The organism is Streptomyces sp. NPDC088097, from assembly GCF_044741845.1.
Classification (GTDB): Bacteria; Actinomycetota; Actinomycetes; order Streptomycetales; family Streptomycetaceae; genus Streptomyces.
On record NZ_JBIUTJ010000001.1, the window covers coordinates 588,849 to 606,402 of the forward strand.

Here is a 17,554-nt window from a genome sequence, read left to right on the forward strand (position 1 = left end):
GATGCGGGACAACCATCGTGTCGAGGCCGAACGGGTGCTGGAGCGGGCCGTGGAGGAAGAGGCCCGGCGGGCGGCCGGTTCGGGGACGCCCGTCGATAAGGAGGCCCTGCTCGCACTCGGCGTGGAGTCCCTGGACACGATCGCCGGGGCCGCCGCCGAGGAGTACGCGGCGTACGTGGCGGCCGTGGACGAGATCGCGGCCGGGTCGCAGACCCTCGGGGAGGCCTTCCGGCGCGGGAACACCTCGACGGCCCTGTGGGTGACGGCGGTCGCGGCCGTCGCCGCGGCCGGGGCCGACCTGTCCCTCGGCGTCTCGGGCGGGACCGCGCTCGGCGCGGGCGTCGTCGTGGGCGTCGCGGGGGCGGCGACGACGGTGGTGAAGGTGACCGCCGCGCACCTGCCGGCGGCGAACCGCCGGGCCGGGGCCGCGGGCCGCCCGGGCGGTCCCCAGCAGCTGAGGTTGCAGTGGCTGACGGCGCTGGAGGTGCGCGGGGTACGCCCCTTCCTGGAGCAGCGGCGCCTGATGGCGACGGCGGTACGCACCCCCGCGCGCGGCCGGGCCTCGGTCAACGGCGGGGTGAACGGCGGGGTCAACGGGACGGGCCCGGGCGGTGGCGGCGCCTCGACCGGCGCCGGGTCCGGATCCGGCATCGGCATCGGCTCGGCGACCGGATCCGGGTCGGGGTCCGGATCCCGGTCCGGGCCCGGGACGGCCCTCGCCGGATCCGCGCGCCCGCCGGGCGGCCGCTCCGACCGCAGCGCGGAGGCCCGCAGGCGGGCCGTGCTGGAGCACTCCTTCGGGCAACTCCCGGACGCGGGAGCCGTCTTCGCGGGCCGTCGGGCCGAGCTGACCCGGATCGCGCAGTTCGTGCAGGCGGCCCGGGCCAGTACGGAGACCCGGCCGGTGGTCGTGGTCCTGCACGGGGAGCCCGGGGCGGGGCGCACGGCCCTGGCCCTGCGGGCGGCGCACGTCCTGCGCGACCAGTTCCGCGGGGCGTGCCTGGTGGACCTGCGGGGTTCCACCGCGCCCGGGGAGGCTCCGCTGTCCACGCGGGAGGCCCTGCTGCACCTGTTGAACCGGCTGGGGGCCCCGCGCGAGCAGCTGCTCTTCCGCGAGGGGGCCTCGGCGGAGCAGCAGGTGCGCCGGCTGGGCGAGCTGTACCACCAGCACCTGCGGGGGCTCCCGGTGACGGTGGTCCTGGACGACGCGGTGGATCCCGAGCAGGTCCGCGCGCTGGTGCCGGAGCGCTCCGAGAGCCTGGTGCTGGTCACCGCGCGGGCGCCGCTGGAGCTGCCGCCCGACCTGGCAGCCTGGGTGCACCAGGTGCCGGTGGCGCGCCTGGCGGAGCCGGATGCCGCCGAGGTGCTGCGCGCCGGGCAGACCGGCGGGCGCCCGGCGGCCGGGGAGGCCGCGCTGCTGGAGCTGGCCGCCGGGTTGCCGCTGGCGCTGCGCGTGCTGGCTCCGATCGGCTCGGCGCGGGCCTCGGACGGGGCCGCCGCCTCCCTGGAGCACGCCCTGGACCTGGCCTACGCCCGCCTGCCCGAGGAGCGGCGCCGCCTGCTGCGGCGGCTCACCCTGGCCGGGCGGGCCTCCCTCGGGGCCGCCGCGGCGGCGGCCCTGGTGGACGCGGACCGGGTGGAGGCCGGGCGGCTGCTGGGCGAGCTGGCCGATGCCGGGCTGCTGGACCTCGTACGCGGGGAGCGCTACCGGATGCACGACGCGGTGCGCGCGTACGCGGCGGCGCGGCTGACGGCCGACGAGGACCGGGCCGAGTCGGCGGCGGCGCACGAGCGACTGATCCGGGACTACGCGCAACTCGCGGACTCGGTGATCCGGATGGTCGACGGGAAGATGTCGACGCGCGCCAACCACTTCGGCGGGCACGGCTTCGCCTCGCTGGACGCGGCACTGCGCTGGCTGGACGAGGAGTCCAGCTTCATCACGGCGGCGCTGCGGAACTCGGAGGGCGTGGACCGGCAGGTGGTGCTGGACCTGTTGGGCGCGCTCTGCGACTTCTGCCTGTTGCGGGGGGACCTGTACCGGCTCGGTGAGATCAACGAGCTGACGCGGGCGGTGGACGAGGGTCGCCTGAACCGTTCCGTGCAGTGGCGTACGGGTATCGCGGCGCGTCAGCTCGGGGAGCTGGACAAGTCCCGCACCACCCTGACCTCGCTGGTGGACCAGTACAAGGAGGACCGGCAGGAGGCCGCCGCCGGCATGGCGCTGGTCTCCCTGGGGATCACCCTCCACCACCAGGGAAACCTGCCGGAGGCGGCGACCCGGATCCGCGAGGCGCTCGTCCTGCAGGAGCCGGAGGAGCTGGCCGGGGACCGGGCCTGGGGACTGCACGCGTTGGCGGCGGTGGAACGGGACCGGGGCCGGCTGGCGGAGGCCGCGCACCTGCTGGAGCGGTCGCTGGCCCTGCACCGGGAGAGCGAGAGCGTCCACGGCGAGGCCTGGGCGCACTTCCAGCTGGGTCAGGTCCACCTGCGCAGGGGGGACGTGGCGGGGGCCGAGGCGGAGCTGGGCCTGGCCCTGGAGCTGTACGGGCGCACCCGCGACGACCGCGGCGAGGCCTGGGCGCTGACCCAGCTGGGTCGGGCCCGGGTGGTCGACGGGGATCCGGACCCGGCGTTGGAGCGGCTGCGCGACGCGCTGGCCCGACACCGGCTGGCGGAGGACGCGCGGGGCGAGGCGTGGACCCTGTACTACCTGGGGCAGGCCCTGGAGGAGGCCGGGGAGCGGGACGAGGCGGTGCGGGAGCTGGAGCGGGCCCGGACGATGTTCTCGCGGATGCGGGACGTGTACGGCCTGGCGCACGCCCGCCACCACTCGGGCCGGGTCACCCGCGACCAGCGGGCGGCCCAGACGGGGAACCTGCGCAACTCGGGATTCGCCCGGCAGCTGCTGGTGGACGCGCGGGCCGACTTCCGCCGGATCGGGCTGGCCCACGGCGAGGGCTGGACCTGCCTGGAGCTGGCGGTGATCGACGCGGGCAACGGGCGGCTGCCGCAGGCGGTCGCGCTGTGCGAGGAGGCGACCCGGCTGTTCGTCTCGTACGGCGACCGGCGCGGCGAGGACTGGGCCCGCTTCCTGCGCTGCACGGTCCTGCCGTACGCGACCCCGAACGCCCTGGAGGAGGCCCGCGGGGAACTGACCCGGCTGTCGCAGGCCCGGCACCCGCTGCGCGACGCCCGGCTGGAGGACTGCCTGGAGGCCTACACGGTGGTCCTGGGTCGGGGCGTGGACCCGGCCGAGGGCTGGCAGGCCTGGCGCCTGGGCATGGTCCCGAACCTCCACTCCCGCGAGATCATGGGCGTCCCGTCACCGTAGGCGGAAGCGCGTACGGGAGCACGGGCACGGAAGCACGGCTGCCCGCGCCCGCGCGGAAGCCGCCGCCCCGCCCCGGTACCCGTGTGGTGGGGCGGCGGTCTCCGCGCGGGTGGCCCCGCGGGGCGTGCGAGCGGGGCGGTCCTACGGGGTCTTCGCGCCGTCCGCGGCCGGGGAGCCGGCGGAAGCCCGCTCGGGGGCCTCCTGGAAGTCGACGCGGCCCATGTGCCGGCTCATCGACTTCATCAGGCCCCACACGCCGAGGGCGAGGGCCGCGAACACGATGAACCCGAGGATCCCGGGGGTCACCTTGTTCTTGTCGAAGGTGTCGGCGGCCAGGGGAAGGAGCTGGGTGACTGCTGCCTGCGTAGCGCTCATGTCCATGCATTCTCCCGGATGCCCGCGAAGAGGTCGGACTCGGGGAGGGAAGTGTCGACGAGCGACTTCGCCAGCTCGTACTCCTCCGTGGGCCAGACCTCCTTCTGGATCTCCATCGGGACGCGGAACCAGCCGCCGTCCGGGTCGATCTGCGTGCGGTGGGCGATGAGCGCCTTGTCACGGATCTCGAAGAAGTCGGAGCAGGGGACGTGCGTCGTCAGCGTCCGCTCCTTGCGCTCGAACTCCTTCCACCGCTCCAGCCACTCGCCGTAGGGGGACTCCAGGCCGCGCGCGAGGAGCGCCTCGTGCAGGGCGATCGTGCGCGGCTTGTTGAAGCCCTGGTTGTAGTACAGCTTGTGCGGCTGGTGGGCCGGGCCGTACTCGGCCTCCGGGAACTTCTCGGTGTCGGCCGCTCCGTCGAAGGCCACCATCGAGATCTTGTGGGTCATGATGTGGTCGGGGTGCGGGTAGCCGCCGTTCTCGTCGTAGGTGGTGATGACCTGCGGCTTGAAGGCACGGATCTTCTTCACCAGCTCTCCGGCGGCCTCGTCGACGTCCGCGAGCGCGAAGCAGCCCTCGGGCAGCGGCGGCAGCGGGTCGCCCTCGGGCAGGCCCGAGTCCACGTAGCCGAGCCACTCCTGCTCGACGCCGAGGATCTCGCGGGCCTCGTCCATCTCCTTGGCGCGGACGGCGTGGATGTTCTCCTCGATGTACGTGTCCCCCTGGAGCTTGGGGTTCAGCACGGAGCCCCGCTCACCGCCGGTGCACGTCACCACCAGCACGGGCACCCCCTCGGACACGTACTTGGCCATGGTGGCCGCGCCCTTGCTCGACTCGTCGTCGGGGTGGGCGTGGACTGCCATCAGGCGAAGCTGCTCGGTCAAGACAGGATCCTCTGTGATTGGGCACGAGACTGGCTTCTATAGTGACCGAACCGGGGGGCGGAAAATTCCAGGGGTGCCTCACCTCACCGGCGAGAGGAAACGATCATGAGCGCGGTGCGCGAAGGGCTCCCCGAGGGCCGGTACGGCCGGTCGGCGGACGAGCGTGCGGACCGGAAGCTCAAGATCGTCGGGTCCGGGCTCGGGGTTGTCCTGCTGGCCGTGGTCGGCTGGATCGGCTGGGACTACGTCGGCGGTCAGGCCGTCAGCGCCGAGGTGATCAAGTTCAAGATCGCCTCCGCTTCCGAGGTCAAGGTGCACCTGGAGGTCCGCAAGGACGCCTCCGTCGTCGGCGTCTGCACCCTCAGCTCCCAGGACGAGGACCACACCGAGGTGGGCCGGGCCGACTTCACCATCCCCGCCGGCGAGAAGCGCGTGGACGAGGTGGTCACCCTCAAGACCACCGCACGGGCCACCATGGTCGAGCTGATCGGCTGCCAGGCCGCCCCGACCGAGGGCTGAGACCCGCGGGGACCCGCCTAAGCCCGCCGGGACCCGCCGGGCCGGCGGACGGAACGGTCTCGGGCCGAGGGCCGCGCCCTCACCGCTTCCGGGCCCTGGAGAACCTCGATGACACACTTCGTACGCAGTGTGTCCTCCCCCTTTTCTTCCCGAATTGTTAGGCTCGTGGTTTCGCCCACCGCGCTGTGGGCGACTGTGCAGTCCCCCGTACCGACGAAGTCCCTGTACCGACGAGGAGCACCCGTGACCCAGACGAGCGAGAGCGTCACCTGGCTGACCCAGGCGGCGTACGACCAGCTGAAGGCCGAGCTGGACTACCTCTCTGGTCCCGCACGCACGGAGATCGCGGTCAAGATCGCGGCCGCCCGCGAGGAGGGCGACCTGCGTGAGAACGGCGGTTACCACGCGGCCAAGGAGGAGCAGGGCAAGATGGAGCTGCGCGTACGCCAGCTCACGCAGCTCCTGGAGAAGGCCAAGGTCGGCACCGCCCCCGCCTCCGACGGCGTGGTGGCCCCCGGCACCCTCGTCACCATCGCCTTCGACGGCGACGAGGACGACACCCTGGAGTTCCTGCTGGCCTCCCGCGAGTACGCCTCCTCGGACTTCGAGACCTACTCCCCGCAGTCCCCGCTGGGCAGCGGTGTGATGGACAAGAAGATCGGCGAGGACGCCGAGTACGAGCTGCCGAACGGCAAGAAGGCCGCGGTCAAGATCCTGGCCGTCAAGCCCTTCACCGGCTGATCACTCCTTCGGGAGACCCGCCCGAGAGCCCCCGCCGGACCTGGTCCGGCGGGGGCTCCGTGCGTCTGGCGGTCGTGCGTCAGGCGGTCGCCGAGCGGTACTTGCGCACGGCCAGGGTGCGGAAGACCACGACGATCAGCACGGACCACAGGACCGACGCGAGCACCGCGTGCTGCATCGGCCACGCCTGCGAGACCGGGTACCCCTCGGGGAGGTTCCCGAACAGCTCGCGGGCCGCCTGGACGGTCGCGCTGAAGGGGTTCCACTCCGCGATGTGCCGCAGGAAGGTCGGCATGTTCTCGGCCGGGACGAAGGCGTTCGAGATGAACGTCAGCGGGAACAGCCAGATCAGCCCGCCCGAGGTGGCCGCCTCCGGGGTGCGCACCGACAGGCCGATCAGGGCCCCGATCCAGGAGAAGGCGTACCCGAGCAGGAGCAGCAGGGCGAAGCCCGCCAGCACCTCGCCGACGCTCGTGTGGGTGCGCCAGCCGACGAGGAGGGCCACGATCGCCAGGACCACCACGGTCAGGGTGGTCTGGACGAGGTCGGCGAGGGTGCGGCCGGTCAGGACCGCGCCGCGGGCCATGGGCAGCGAGCGGAAGCGGTCGATGAGGCCCTTGTGCATGTCGTCCGCGATGCCCGCGCCCGCGCCGGCAGTGGCGAAGGTGACGGTCTGGGCGAAGATGCCGGCCATCAGGAACTCGCGGTAGGCCGCCGGGGAGAGGCTGCCGCCGACGCTGATCGAGCCGCCGAAGACGTAGCTGAAGAGCACGACGAACATCACCGGTTGGATCACGCCGAAGATGATCATCTCGGGGATGCGGGACATCCGGATCAGGTTCCGCTTGGCGATGACCAGGGAGTCCCGGGCACTCTGGACGATTCCGCCCTGCGGCCGGGGTGCGACGCGTTCCGTGGGTGAGGACGTGATGGTCACTTCGCCGCCTTCCGCGCGGTCTCGTCCGTGGTGTTCTTCCCGTCGCGCGCCGCCTTGCGGGCCTTCCTGCCCTTGCGGTCCGGCTCGGCCGCCTCCCCGTCGCGGTTCTCCTCCGCCGCGAGTTCGGCGGCGTGGCCGGTGAGGGAGATGAACACGTCGTCCAGGGTGGGGCGGCGCAGGCCGATGTCGTCGATCTCGTAGCCGCGCGCGTCCAGTTCCCGGATCACCTCGGCGAGCAGCTTGGCGCCGCCCGAGACCGGGACGGTGAGCTTGCGGGTGTGCTCCTCGACGGTGGTCTCGCCCTTGCCGAAGCCGGCGAGGACCTCCCGCGCCCCCGGGATGTGCGCGCGTTCGTGGACGACGACCTCCACGCGCTCGCCGCCCGTCCGGGCCTTGAGTTCGTCGGAGGTGCCCCGGGCGATGACCTTGCCCCGGTCGACCACGGCGATGTCGTGGGCGAGCCGGTCGGCCTCCTCCAGGTACTGGGTGGTGAGCAGGAGGGTGGTACCGCCCGCCACGAGTTCCTCGACGACGTCCCACAGGGCCTGGCGGTTGCGGGGGTCGAGGCCGGTGGTGGGCTCGTCCATGAACATCACCGGCGGGCGCACGACGAGGGCCGCGGCGAGGTCGAGCCGCCTGCGCATTCCGCCGGAGTAGGTCTTTGCGGTGCGGTCGGCGGCGTCGGCGAGGTGGAAGCGCTCCAGGAGTTCCGCCGCCCGCGCCTTCGCCTCCTTGGCGCTCATCTGGTAGAGCCGGCCGACCATGTCGAGGTTCTCGCGGCCGGTGAGGTACTCGTCCACGGCGGCGAACTGGCCGGAGAGGCCGATGGAGCGCCGGACCTCGTTGGGGTGCTTGAGGACGTCGATCCCGGCGACGGAGGCCGTGCCGCTGTCGGGCCGCAGGAGGGTGGTCAGGACACGTACGGCCGTGGTCTTGCCGGCTCCGTTCGGGCCGAGGAGGCCCAGGACGGTGCCTTCGGGGACGTCGAGGTCCACACCGTCCAACGCACGGACGTCGCCGAAGGTCTTGACCAACCCTTCGGCGTATATGGCACCTGGCATGGGGGTTCTCCCGGAGCGAGTCGGAGCCTGCGCGGTCGTGGGGTGCCCGGGAAGATCCCGGAGCCGCCGGGCCTTCCCCGCCCGACGCCCCCGGACGCTATCGAGTCATATCGGGTGCCGCCACGGATTTGTCGGCCCCGGTCGCCCGGAGGGCCGCTCCGGTCACCGCTCCGGTCGTTCCGGTTCGTCCCCGCGCTCATTGGGCCCGGTCCCGATCAGCTCATGACCGGATAGCCCGCGCCGTGCAGGGTGCGGGCGACCATGGCGCAGTGCTCGGGACCCTTCGTCTCCAGGTGCAGTTCCACCTCGACCTCGGTGAGCCCGAGGCGCGGGTCGGTGCGTACGTGGCTGACGTCCAGGACGTTGGCGTCGACGGTGGACAGCACCGCGAGCAGACCCGCGAGGGCGCCCGGCCGGTCGGTCACGCGCAGCCGCAGCGACAGGTAGCGGCCGGCGGCGGCCATGCCGTGGCGCAGGATCCGCTGGAGGAGGAGGGGGTCGATGTTGCCGCCGGACAGGATGGCGACGACCGGCCCGCCCCCGTACAGCTCGGGCTCGCTGAGCAGGGCGGCCACGGGGCTGCACCCCGCCGGCTCGACGACCATCTTGGCCCGCTCCAGGCACAGCAGGAGCGCGGAGGAGAGGGCGTCCTCGGAGACCGTCCGGACGTCGTCGAGGAGTTCGCCGATGATCGCGAAGGGGATGTCCCCGGGGCGGCCGACCTTGATGCCGTCCGCCATGGTGTTCGGGTTGTCGATCGAGACGGGGTGCCCGACCTTGAGCGAGGGCGGGTACGCGGCCGCCCCCGCCGCCTGCACGCCGACGATCCGTACGTCCGGGCGCAGGGCCTTCACCGCGACGGCGATGCCCGCCGCGAGGCCGCCTCCGCCGATGCCGACGAGGATCGTGCGGACCTCGGGGCACTGCTCCAGGATCTCCAGGCCCACCGTGCCCTGGCCGGCGATGATGTCGCGGTGGTCGAAGGGGTGGATGAACACGGCCCCGGTGCGGTCGGCGTGCTCCTGCGCGGCGGCGAGGGTCTCGTCGACGACCTGGCCGGAGAGGATCACCTCGGCGCCGTACTCCTCGGTGGCGGCCACCTTCGGCAGCGGCGCCCCGACGGGCATGAACACCGTCGAGCGGACCCCGAGCAGGGAGGAGGCCAGGGCCACGCCCTGGGCGTGGTTGCCCGCGCTGGCGGCGACGACCCCGGCGGCGCGCTGCTCGGGGCGCAGGCCCGCGATGCGCACGTACGCTCCGCGCAGCTTGAAGGAGCCGGTCCGCTGGAGGTTCTCGCACTTGAAGTGGACCGGTGAGCCGGTGAGGGCCGAGAGGTGCCGGCTGCCCTCCATCGCGGTCATCCGGGAGACCCCGGAGAGCATCTTCTGGGCTCCCCGGACGTCGTCGAGGATGACCTGCGGGACGGGCTGGGGCACGCGGTAGTTCATGCCGCCAGTCTCGCAGCCCCCGCGCGGGACGCAGGGTGGGCGAAACCCGGGCGCCGACCGGACGGGCCGGCGGGGACTCCGGGAAGGGAGGGCGCGCGGGGGCTCGGGGAAGGCTCGCAAGGGGCTCGGGGAAGGCTCGGGAGAGGGGGGCGGAAGGGGCGAAATCTCGCCATCCGGGACGGGTCGGAGGCGGCCCGACCCAAGGGCCGTACCAGTTCTCGTACGCGGCGTACGTGCCGCCGCACGGCCGCGTACTCTGTCCCCCATCCTTGTCGGCCCCATGCGAAGAGAGCCCACGGCCATGCCCTCCATCCCGGCCAGTTCCGACCTGCCCACGGCGGCCGAAGCGCCCGCCGGAGCCGGTCTCCTCGACGCGCTCCAGCACCAGGTGGCGGTCTTCGCCCGCCGGGCCGAGCAGACCCGCCTGGGCGGCGTCGGCCAGGCCCGCAACTCGATGGACCGGGCTGCGTACCTGTTGCTGAACCGGCTCGACCTGGAAGGTCCGATGGGCGTGAAGGCGCTCGCGGGCGGGATGGGCATCGACTCCTCGACCGTCACGCGGCAGGTGGCCCCGCTCGTCGACAGCGGGCTCGTCAAGCGCACCTCGCACCCCGAGGACGGCCGGGCCGTGGTCCTGGCCCTGTCCCCGCGCGGGCTGGCCCGGCTGGAGGAGGTCCGCTCCTCGCGGCGCGAGCTGATGGCCCGGGTCACCGAGGGCTGGGAGGCGGAGGAGCGCGAGGCGTTCACCGCGCTGCTGACCCGCTTCAACGGCTCCCTGTCGGAGCTGATGGCCGCCGCCTCCGAAGGCGGCCCGGCCTCCTGACCGGAGCCCGACCCGGAGCGCGGCGTCGCGTGCGCCCGGCCGCGTGATGCGGAACCGTCCCACCTCTTGACCGGGGTGGTGTCCCCGGCCCCACCATGTGTGCTGTGGAACGGCGTTCGGGGCGCGACCCGGAGTTCGAGGCCTTCGTCGCGGGTGCGGCGGGGCGGCTCCTGCACGTGGCGATCCTGCTGACCGCCGAATCCCCCGCCGACCCGCCGGCCGGTGCGTCCGCCGCCCGCCGGCTCCTCGCCGGCGCGTTGGCCCGTACGTACGCGCACTGGGACCGGGTGCGCGACGACGATCCGTACGACCACACCCGCCAGGAGTTGTGCGCCGCCTACGCGCGCGGTGCCTGGCGCCACCCCGGCGGGACCGGGGTCCTGGCGCGGCTGAGCCCGCTGGAGCGGCTCGTGCTGGTGATGCGGGTCTACGAGGGCGTCGCGGAGGAGGTCACCGCCGCCCAACTCGGCCTGCCCCCGGAGCGGGTCCAGGCGGTGTGCAACCGGGCGGTGGCCGCCATGCGCTCCACCGCCGGTGCCCCGGAACCCCGACAGGGCGCCGCATGAGCCCCTATGACCGTAAGGAAGCCCAGGTCAGGCGCCTGATGGAGGGGCCGCACCCGAAGGTTCCGGCGGGGCTCGCCCAGGCCGCCGCACTGCGGGGGAGGAAGCTGCTGCGCCGCCGCCTGGCCCTGCGCCGGCTGGGCTGGTGCGTGCTGTGGGCGGCGGCGGTGACCTTCACGGTGTGGGCGGCGCTGACCCACCCCTGGGTCGCGCCGCCGAGCGACGTCTCCCCGCCCCTGGAGGGCTGGTAGGCCCCTGTCCGGGAGCGGGGAACGCGCGCCGTACCGGGCGTACTAGCCGAGGGCCTGGGTGAGGTCCGCGATGAGGTCGTCGGCGTTCTCGATGCCGACGGAGACGCGGATCAGGTCCGCCGGGACCTCCAGGGCCGAGCCGGCGACCGAGGCGTGGGTCATGCGGCCCGGGTGCTCGATGAGGGACTCGACGCCACCGAGGGACTCGGCCAGGGTGAAGATCCTGGTCCGGCCGCAGACCGCGACGGCCTCCTCCTCGCCACCGGCGACCTGGAAGGAGACCATGCCGCCGAAGTTGCGCATCTGCTTGGCGGCGATCTCGTGGCCCGGGTGCTCGGGCAGGCCCGGGTAGAGGACCTTGGTGACCTTCGGGTGGCGCCGGAGCACCTCCACGATCTTCGCGGCGTTCTCCGCGTGCCGGTCCATGCGCACCGCGAGGGTCTTGATGCCGCGCAGCACGATCCAGGAGTCGAAGGGGCCGGCGACGGCGCCCATCGCGTTCTGGTGGTAGGCGAGTTCCTCGCCGAGTGCCTCGTCGGCGGTGACCAGGGCGCCGCCGACGACGTCGGAGTGGCCGCCCATGTACTTGGTCAGCGAGTGCACGACGACGTCGGCGCCGAGGGCGAGGGGCTGCTGGAGGTAGGGGGACGCGAAGGTGTTGTCCACGACCAGCTTCGCCCCGGCGGTGCGGGCGATGTCCGCGACCACCGCGATGTCGGTGATGCCGAGGAGCGGATTCGAGGGGGTCTCGACCCAGATCAGCTTGGTCTTCGGGGTGAGGGCGGCGCGCACGGAGTCCGCGTCGGAGGTGTCGGCGACCGACCACTCGACGCCCCAGCGGGAGACGACCTTCGCGAAGAGGCGGAAGGTGCCGCCGTAGGCGTCGTTCGGGATGACCACGTGGTCGCCCGGGGAGAGCAGCGTGCGCAGCAGGCAGTCCTCGGCGGCGAGCCCGGAGGCGAAGGCGAGGCCGCGTCGGCCGCCTTCCAGCGCGGCGAGGTTCTCCTCCAGGGCGGTACGGGTCGGGTTGCCGCTGCGGCTGTACTCGTAGCCGTCGCGGAGTCCGCCGACGCCGTCCTGCTTGTAGGTGGAGACCTGGTAGATCGGGGGCACGACCGCGCCGGTCCGGGGGTCCGCCGTGTTGCCCGCGTGGATCGCGCGGGTCTCGAAGCTCTGGTGCTCGTGGCTGTCGTCGCTCATGGATCAGATGCTATGCCCCGTCCCGGCCCGGCTCCTCCCCTGCCCCGACCGCGTCGGCGGCGCGCTCGGTCCGTGCGTACGGGGTGTCATTGGCCTTCCCCCACGGCGTCTGGTTCGCTGGGCGGCATGCAGATTATCTGGGTCCTGGTGGGGCTCGCCCTGGTCACGGCCGTGACGTTCCAGTTCGTACGGGCCAGGCGCGGCGGTGGCGGCCCCCGGCTGGTGGCGCCCGACAGTCCGGACGCCGCCGACCCGGCGAACTACGGGTTCGCGCGCGAGGAGGAGCTGGACATCCGGGTGCCCGGTCCCGACCAGGACCTGATGGACGCCCTCGGCAACGTGCAGCGCAGCGGGCAGTGGCAGGCCGCCTCGGGCCTACTGGCGGGGACCCCGAAGGAGGGCGAGCAGCGCTGGCAGCGCGTCCAGGCGTTCGGCGGGTCGGCGGCGTTGGAGCTGGCGCGGGAGCCCGGGGTGGGTGCGCGGTGGCTGAAGGCCTGGCGGCTGGAGGCGGAGAAGGACGCGGGCGGCGCCCAGGTGCACGCGGAACTGCTGGTGCAGCAGGCGTGGCGGCACTCGGGCGGGGTGGGCTCCGACGACCACCGGATCATCCTGGAGGAGGCCCGGGACTCGTGCCGCAAGGCGGCGATGCTGGCCCCGGGCGACCCGGTCCCCTTCATCACGGAGCTGGCCGTGGCCCGGGCGCTGGGGTACTCCGAGGCGGAGTTCGACGCGCTGTGGGCGAAGGTGATGGACGTGGCCCCGCAGCACATGGGCGCGCACCTGGCGGCCCTGCACTACTGGTGCGAGAAGTGGCACGGCTCGCGGGAGCAGGCCGACGCCTTCGCGCACGCGGCGGCGGCGCGCGCCCCGCACGGCTCGCTGCTGGCGGCGCTGCCGCTGTTCGCGGTGTACGAGCACCTGCCCGAGGTGAACCTGGTCAGCACCTTCTGGCGGGGCGCGGTCGTGACGCGGTCGGTGGAGGGTGCGCTGTACGCGGTGCACCAGGCGCGCGCCGACGACCCGATGCTGGCGCACGTGCGGCACATGCTGCTGCTGTTCCTGGTGAACATGGAGCGCTGGGCGGAGGCCATGGAGCAGGTGCGGCACGTGGACGGCTACGTGGGCGCGCTGCCGTGGTCGGTGGCCGGGGAGCCGGCGGCCTCGTACGCGGTGTACCGGGCGATGGCCGTGGCGGGCTACGAGGCCAACGGCGGTTCCCCGGCGACGCTTCCGCACTGACGCGGGCGGGGGCGGGGGGGCGGGCGGGGGCGCGGAGCAACCAAGCTTTGGCCAATAAAGTTGCCGTAAGTGGCCGGAACCAAGCATGATCCGCCCGTGATCCTGAACCGCGCCACCCGCCTCCTCGCCACCCGCTGGGCCCGCACCCGCTTCGACCCGGCCGACTTCGGCCTGGTCCCGAGCGCCCTGCTCGACCCCTCTTCGGCGGGCCCGGCGCAGGACCCGGACCCGCGAGCCAAGCGGGACGCCGTGGTCGGCGCGGCCTACGACGGGGAGTGGCGCACGGTCGCCGCGTACGTCCGGGCCGCCGGGGACGACCCGGACGAGCGGTGGAACCGGCTGGAACTGCTGACCCGCGTCGCCGGCAACGACGACCGCTGGCTCACCGACTGGCGCACGGCCGAACCCGCCGACGGCGACGCCGGGACGGTCCACGCGCTGCTGCTCGTGCGCCGGGCCTGGGCCGTGCGCGGTTCGGCCTACGCCCGGGACGTCCCGACGGAGGACATGCGCAGCTTCGAGGCGCAGCTCCCGGCGGCGATGGCCGCCGCGCAGCGGGCCGCCGACCTGGCCCCCGAACACCCGGGGCCCTGGGTGGTCATGATCATGGCTGCGCGGGCGATGTCGTACGGCCACAGCCAGTTCGCGGACCTCTGGCGCAACCTGACCCTGCGCGCCCCGCACCACTACGGCGGCCACCTCCAGGCGCTCCAGTACTGGTGCGCGAAGTGGCACGGCTCCCCGCAGCTGATGACCGAATTCGCCGAGCGGGCCGTGCGCGACGCCCCGGACGGCAGCCCCCTGCCCGGCGTCTACCTGCACGCGCTGGACGAGGGGCGCGGCGCGAGCGGCCCCCGCTCCGAGCGGAACCGGGCCGTCCTGATCGAGGTGGCCCGACGGCTGGACACCGTACCGGCCGGGACCGGGTCCTCGGACCGGCTGCGCCACCGGCTCGCGCACCACCTCGGCGAGGCCGGCCTGCACGGGGCCGCGCTGGAGCAGTTCCGGCGGATCGGCCCGTACTGCGGCGCGACGCCCTGGGACGGGGACCCGGCCGGCCCGGTGGCCGCCTTCGACCTGGCCCGGGGGCTCGCCGCGCACGGCTCGCGCAAGGACCGGGACCCGGCCCGGGGCTGAGGAGCCCTGGCCGGCGCCGCACGCCGAGCGACCCGGCCCGAACCACCGCGCGCCGAGCGACCGCGCGCCGAGCCACCGGGCCCGAACCGCCGCACGCCGAGCCACCACACACGCAGCACTTACCACGTACCACCGACATCCCGTGGGGGGATCCTTCCTGATGGGCGCTTCACTGCGCGCCTTGCGCGCCCTCGTCCTGCTCGCCGGTTTCTACCTGCTCAGCGTCGTCCTGCTCGTCCTCCTCGGGCTCCTGTACTGGGGGGCGGGCCTCTGGCTGAGCGGCGCGATCATGGGCAAGCTGCTCATCGGCGTGGTCGTCCTGGCCATCCCGGTCCTGCGGGGCATGTTCATGCTCCGCACGCCCAAGGTCGACGCGATGCGCGGCGTCCCCGTCACCGAGGCGCGGGAGCCCGTCCTGTGGCGGACGGTGCACGAGATCGCCGCCGAGGTCGGCACCCGCGCACCCGACGAGATCCTCCTCGTCGAGGACGTCAACGCCGCCGTCTCCGAGGACGCCCGCCTGCTCGGCCTGCGTCCCGGCACCCGCCGCCTCGTCATCGGCCTGCCGCTGATGGCCGGCCTCGACGAGTGGCAACTGCGCGCCGTGCTCGCCCACGAGATGGGCCACTACGCCAACCTCGACACCCGCCTGACCCCGCTCATCGTCCGGGGCCAGTCGCAGCTGAGGCGCACGATCGGCCACTTCCACGACCGGGCCGACCGTACGAAGTCCAGGGAGCGGGTCCGGCAGGAGGAGCGGGCCGCCCGACGGACCGCCAAGGGCAAGAAGGCCAAGGAGATCGACACGGACGGCGAGGGCTTCTCGTACCGGATCATGGCCGGCGTCTACACCCGCTACGCGAAGTTCTACATGCGGGCCACCCTCTCCGGCTCCCGCCGCCAGGAGTTCGCCGCCGACCTGGCCGCCGTACGCGTCGCGGGCCGCGACGCCACCGCCTCCGCGCTGCGCGAGCTGAACGTCCTGGACCCCGCGCACAGCTTCTACATGCGCTGCTACGCCACCATCGGCCTCGACGCCGGGCTGATGCCGCTGCCCGGCCAGGTCTTCGGCGGCCTGCGCCACCTGCTCGAAGCCCGCGCCGAGGAGTTGGACGCGCGGCGCTCCGAGCTGCCGACCGAACCCACCGACCCGTACGACTCCCACCCCGCGCTCGCCGACCGCGTGGCCCGCGTCGAGGCCCTCCCGGACGACGGCCTCGCCTCCCGGACCGCCCGCCCCTCACTGGCGCTGCTCTCCGACGCGGACGCGGCGATGGCGGCGCTGGAGCCCCTCGTGCTCACCCCGGCGGCCCTGGCGCTGCGACGGCTGGACTGGGCGGACCTGGTCCACGAGAGCATGACCCACCGCATCGGCCGGGGCACGGAGTCCTTCCGCGAGGCCCTGGCCGCCGAGGGCGTGATCGCGCCGCCGCCGACCGGTGGGGAGGCCCCCGCCCCGGGTTCCGCCGCCCCGGACACCAGCGCCCCGCACGCCCCCGCCGCGCACGCACCCGCCCGCCCCGCCGACGCGCTGCCCGCCCTCCTCGACGCCTTCGACGCCGACCCGGGGGTGCGCGGACGCCTGACCAACCGCTTCCCGCGGTCCGAGGAGGCGGCGGCCGCCACCGGTCGCGCGGCCCGCGAGATCTCCCGGGCCGTGCTGCGCGAGGCCCTGGACGAGCTGGTCGGCGCCGAGCTGATGGCCCGCGGCACCATCCGCTGGCAGCTGTCCTGGTCCGAGCCGACCACCCTCCGCTACCCGGCCGACGACTTCGAGGAGCGGCTGGAGTCCGCCCTGGACGCCGCCGTCGCCGACTCCTGTGACACCGCACCCCTCCGGAAGCTGGTACTCGCCCCGTGATGATCTTCCTCGCCGTCCTCGGCGTCCTGGCGCTCTCGATCGCCCTGTACGTCGCCCGCGGCTTCTACGTGATCGGCAAGGCCAAGCGGCTGACCGCCGAACTCGACGCCCTGAACGCCGGGACGGCGGCCCTGGAGGGGGAGAACGCCGACCGCGAGGCGCTGGCCCGGGACGCGAAGGGCGTGGCGGCCGTCGCGCTGGGCTTCGTCGCGGAGGCCGACCTCGACCTCGACCGACCCGGCCCCCAGAGCCCGGAACGCACGACCGTCCTGGAGGCCCTGCGCGGCGGCGACTGGGAGGCCGGCGCCGCCTACGTCGAGGCCGCCGGCCAGGACTGGGAGGAACGCTGGCAGCGGGTCCTGGCCACGGCCGAGCAGGCCGCCAAGGAGGACGACGCCTGGCTGCTCGCCTGGCGCGCGGCCCGGCCCACCGACCCGTCGGCGGCCCTGGTCAACGCCCACGCGGCCGTGGTGACGGCGTGGAACGTCCGCGGAAACAAGGTGAGCGGTCACACCACGCAGGAGCAGTTCCGGCTGTTCCACCAGCTCCTCCCGCTCGCCCAGCGGGCCGTGCGGGAGGCCCAGGCGCTCGCCGACCCCGCCGACCCGCTCCCGTACGTGGTCGAGCAGTCCGTCGCCATGGCCACGGGCTACTCGCACGAGCGCTACCGCGCCCTGTGGGCGGAGATCACCTCCCGCGCGCCGAGGATGCTGTTCGCGCACACCAACGCCCTCCAGTACTGGTGCGCCAAGTGGCGCGGCTCGCACGAGTCGGCCCTCGCCTTCGCCCGGGAGTCGGCCGCCTCGGGCAAGCCCGGCGACCTGCTGACGCTGCTCCCGCTGCTCGCGTACTTCGAGCAGGAGTCGCAGGACGAGGACATCGACATCGAGACCTGGTACAAGGAGCCGGAGGTCGTCGCGGCCGCAGACGCGGCGCTCCAGGACCTGGCCGAGGCCGATCCGGAGCACCCGGGCGTGGTGTGGATCCGGCACATGCTGGCCTTCACCCTGTTCTGGCAGGACCGCGACTCCGAGGCCGTCGAGCAGTTCCGGCACGTGGACGGGTACGTCGGTTCGACGCCGTGGGCGTACGCCGAGAACCCGCGCCGGCGGTACGCCCATGCCCGCGACTGGGCGGTGGACGTCACGTCCGGCCCGTGAGGGACTCCGGGGGCCGGACGG

16 protein-coding genes are annotated in these 17,554 nt (G+C 73.8%); 10 read left to right on the top strand and 6 right to left on the bottom strand.

The genetic code is table 11. The features are described from left to right. The first annotated feature begins 1 nt into the window (after window position 1). The gene (locus tag ACIOD1_RS02640; RefSeq protein ID WP_401899755.1) at window positions 2–3,334 is read left to right on the top strand and encodes a tetratricopeptide repeat protein; all 3,333 of its coding nucleotides are present in this window, start codon (window positions 2–4) and stop codon (window positions 3,332–3,334) included. Window positions 3,335–3,475: 141 nt separating this feature from the next. Here ACIOD1_RS02640 and ACIOD1_RS02645 read toward each other — a convergent pair whose 3' ends face one another. Together ACIOD1_RS02645 and mca are read right to left on the bottom strand one after the other, a co-directional pair. Then, the gene (locus ACIOD1_RS02645; RefSeq protein ID WP_365617963.1) at window positions 3,476–3,709 is read right to left on the bottom strand and encodes a hypothetical protein; all 234 of its coding nucleotides are present in this window, start codon (window positions 3,707–3,709) and stop codon (window positions 3,476–3,478) included. Beyond that, the gene (gene mca / locus ACIOD1_RS02650; RefSeq protein ID WP_365617964.1) at window positions 3,706–4,593 is read right to left on the bottom strand and encodes a mycothiol conjugate amidase Mca; all 888 of its coding nucleotides are present in this window, start codon (window positions 4,591–4,593) and stop codon (window positions 3,706–3,708) included. Before mca ends, ACIOD1_RS02645 begins: the two co-directional genes overlap by 4 nt. 105 nt (window positions 4,594–4,698) lie before the next feature. Here mca and ACIOD1_RS02655 point away from each other — a divergent pair, with 105 nt between their 5' ends. Both ACIOD1_RS02655 and greA read left to right on the top strand, forming a co-directional pair. Continuing rightward, a complete protein-coding gene (locus tag ACIOD1_RS02655; RefSeq protein WP_365617966.1) occupies window positions 4,699–5,112 on the top strand; it encodes a DUF4307 domain-containing protein in 414 nt (137 codons plus the stop codon). Window positions 5,113–5,355: 243 nt separating this feature from the next. Continuing rightward, complete coding sequence (gene greA / locus ACIOD1_RS02660) at window positions 5,356–5,853, top strand: transcription elongation factor GreA (RefSeq protein WP_365617968.1); 498 nt, start codon at window positions 5,356–5,358, stop codon at window positions 5,851–5,853. 79 nt (window positions 5,854–5,932) lie between these two features. Here greA and ACIOD1_RS02665 read toward each other — a convergent pair whose 3' ends face one another. From ACIOD1_RS02665 to ilvA, 3 genes are all read right to left on the bottom strand, one after another. Then, entirely contained in the window at window positions 5,933–6,790 is an 858-nt protein-coding gene (locus ACIOD1_RS02665; protein WP_401899757.1) for an ABC transporter permease, read from the bottom strand. Beyond that, window positions 6,787–7,851, bottom strand: a complete 1,065-nt coding sequence (locus ACIOD1_RS02670) for an ATP-binding cassette domain-containing protein (RefSeq protein ID WP_365617969.1) — start codon at window positions 7,849–7,851, stop codon at window positions 6,787–6,789. Before ACIOD1_RS02670 ends, ACIOD1_RS02665 begins: the two co-directional genes overlap by 4 nt. Before the next feature lie 215 nt (window positions 7,852–8,066). Further along, window positions 8,067–9,299: a threonine ammonia-lyase gene (gene ilvA / locus ACIOD1_RS02675; protein ID WP_365617971.1), complete on the bottom strand. Its 1,233-nt coding sequence runs from the start codon at window positions 9,297–9,299 to the stop codon at window positions 8,067–8,069. A 301-nt stretch (window positions 9,300–9,600) separates the two neighbouring features. On the opposite strand from ilvA, the gene ACIOD1_RS02680 reads away from it, so the two are divergent. From ACIOD1_RS02680 to ACIOD1_RS02690, 3 genes are all read left to right on the top strand, one after another. Then, complete coding sequence (locus ACIOD1_RS02680; protein ID WP_365617973.1) at window positions 9,601–10,122, top strand: MarR family transcriptional regulator; 522 nt, start codon at window positions 9,601–9,603, stop codon at window positions 10,120–10,122. Between the two features lie 95 nt (window positions 10,123–10,217). Continuing rightward, window positions 10,218–10,688, top strand: coding sequence for a sigma factor-like helix-turn-helix DNA-binding protein (locus tag ACIOD1_RS02685; RefSeq protein ID WP_401899759.1), 471 nt, complete (start codon window positions 10,218–10,220; stop codon window positions 10,686–10,688). Next, entirely contained in the window at window positions 10,685–10,936 is a 252-nt protein-coding gene (locus tag ACIOD1_RS02690) for a hypothetical protein (protein ID WP_365617976.1), read from the top strand. Before ACIOD1_RS02685 ends, ACIOD1_RS02690 begins: the two co-directional genes overlap by 4 nt. Before the next feature lie 42 nt (window positions 10,937–10,978). Here the strand turns inward: ACIOD1_RS02690 and ACIOD1_RS02695 are convergent, their stop codons facing one another. Then, window positions 10,979–12,136, bottom strand: coding sequence for a cystathionine gamma-synthase (locus tag ACIOD1_RS02695; protein ID WP_365617978.1), 1,158 nt, complete (start codon window positions 12,134–12,136; stop codon window positions 10,979–10,981). A 126-nt stretch (window positions 12,137–12,262) separates the two neighbouring features. On the opposite strand from ACIOD1_RS02695, the gene ACIOD1_RS02700 reads away from it, so the two are divergent. The 4 genes from ACIOD1_RS02700 to ACIOD1_RS02715 all read left to right on the top strand — a co-directional run bounded on the left by ACIOD1_RS02700 (window position 12,263) and on the right by ACIOD1_RS02715 (window position 17,533). Then, window positions 12,263–13,375 carry a hypothetical protein gene (locus ACIOD1_RS02700; RefSeq protein WP_365617980.1) on the top strand — a complete coding sequence of 371 codons (1,113 nt, stop codon included), beginning with the start codon at window positions 12,263–12,265 and terminating at the stop codon, window positions 13,373–13,375. A 96-nt stretch (window positions 13,376–13,471) separates the two neighbouring features. Beyond that, complete coding sequence (locus ACIOD1_RS02705) at window positions 13,472–14,512, top strand: hypothetical protein (RefSeq protein ID WP_401899762.1); 1,041 nt, start codon at window positions 13,472–13,474, stop codon at window positions 14,510–14,512. Window positions 14,513–14,672: 160 nt separating this feature from the next. Next, window positions 14,673–16,373 (top strand): M48 family metalloprotease, encoded by a 1,701-nt coding sequence (locus tag ACIOD1_RS02710; protein WP_401899764.1) that lies wholly within the window; start codon window positions 14,673–14,675, stop codon window positions 16,371–16,373. Further along, window positions 16,373–17,533 (top strand): hypothetical protein, encoded by a 1,161-nt coding sequence (locus ACIOD1_RS02715; protein WP_401899766.1) that lies wholly within the window; start codon window positions 16,373–16,375, stop codon window positions 17,531–17,533. Before ACIOD1_RS02710 ends, ACIOD1_RS02715 begins: the two co-directional genes overlap by 1 nt. Window positions 17,534–17,554 lie beyond the last annotated feature (21 nt).